Annotated in this window: 1 protein-coding gene; it reads right to left on the bottom strand. The window is 70.8% G+C overall.

The window, feature by feature from the left end:
- Positions 1–175: 175 nt before the first annotated feature.
- Positions 176–1552, bottom strand: a complete 1377-nt coding sequence (locus tag AC3ETA_RS47670; protein WP_432199152.1) for an IS1380 family transposase — start codon at positions 1550–1552, stop codon at positions 176–178.
- Between the last annotated feature and the right edge of the window lie 125 nt (positions 1553–1677).

A 1677-nucleotide genomic window follows, 5' to 3' on the forward strand; every position in this document is an offset into this window, starting at 1 on the left:
TCTAGCCTCGATCTTGCGTGAGGGTCCGTCAGCTTGCTGACGGACCCTTTCGGATCGTTCGGGGTGGTTATTTCTGCAGGTGGGCAGGTTGGTGGCCCGGCTGTCGCGTCGGGTGGGCGCCGGGTTCCACGGCTCCGGTCGGGTGGTGCTGCTCGTAGGGACGGGAAGTTGCTGGTCAGCCGGGGTTCGGCAAGGCTGCGAGCCGTTGCAGGGCTTCGGTGATCAGGCCGGTCCAGGGCCAGTGCCTGGCGAGGCGGAGGCTGCGGCGTCGTCCGGTGGTGACGAGCTGAGCGGCCGCGGAGAACAGCCGCAGCCGTAGGCGGCGGGGCTCCCACCGGCGGGCTTGGCCGGTGAGGGCGAGCATCGGCATCCAGGCCAGCAGGTCCAGGGCGATCTGGACGATCTCCAGCCAGATCCGGTTCTGTGCGGCGTCGTGCAGGGGGAGGTTGCGCAGGCCGGTGGCGCGGGCGGCGCGGATGCGGTCCTCGGCCCTCGCGCGCTGGCGGTGCCGCAGCTCCAGCTCGGCGATCGGGGTGTGCCGCGTGTTGGTGGCGAAGCAGGTCAGGCGCATGCCGTCGGCGTCGGTGAGACGCAACTGGGCGCCGGGGTGCGGCCGTTCCTTCCGAACGATCAGCCGCATTCCCCTGGGCCAGCCCTTGAGGCAGTCGCCCCCGATCTCGGCCACCCAGGCGCCGTCGCGGATCTCGCCGTCGGGCTCGACGGCCGGCGTCCAGGCCGATGCCGGGACCTTCAGGGCCGCGGCGTGGATGGCATCGGTGATGGTCATGCCGACCGAGTAGGACAGCCACCGGCCGCGGACGGACAGCCAGTCGACGAACTCGTGAGTGCCCCCGCCCGAGTCGGTGCGGATCAGCGTCCGCCGTCCGCGCCGGTACTTCTTCGGCAGCTGCGTCAGCGCGAGCCGGGCGGCTTCGATGTGGTCGGCGGCGGTGTTGCTGCCCGCGTTCCCGGGCCGCAGCAGGGCGGCCACCGGCTCCCCGGACCCGCCCCGGCCGTGGTCGACGAACCCCATCAGCGGATGGTGGCCGAAGGTCTTCTTCCAGGTCGCGGCCGCGTCCTGCTTCTCGGAATGCGCGATCACCAGCACCCCGTCCAGGTCCACGACCACCTGACCGGACGCGTCCGGCGCCACGTCACCGGCCAACGTCCACACATATTCACGGACTTGAGCGCGGGCCTGGCGCAGTGCGGTCAGCGCACGCTTCCCGTCGGCTGCCAGCGTGTCGATCAGCCGGGACACCGTCGGGTCGGAGGCCACCGGCCCGAACACCGCCGGCTCGGCCCGCAGCAGACCGACGTCTGCCAGGCAGTCTCCGCCCAGCGCGACCGCGAGCGCCACATCCAGCAGGATCTTGCCCGGATCATGCACCGCCCGCGGCTTGCGCCACGGCGCCAGCGCCGCCGATATCGCCTGATCCAGACCGGTCTTGCGGACCGTCTCCACCAGCAGCACCCCGCCGGCCTGGGAAACCACCCCGCGACCACCGCCTTCGGTACGGACACGCGGGTAGAACCCGATACGCTTCTTCACCTGGAGAGTGCTTCTTTCCTGCGACGACCTGGACCCTAGACAAGTCCCATCGTTGCAGGTCAGGAGCACTCTCTGCGTTTCGGATCACCCACCGGACGCCCTGCCGCGTGAAAGCGCGAGGCTAG

This window comes from Streptomyces sp. bgisy027 (assembly GCF_057710365.1).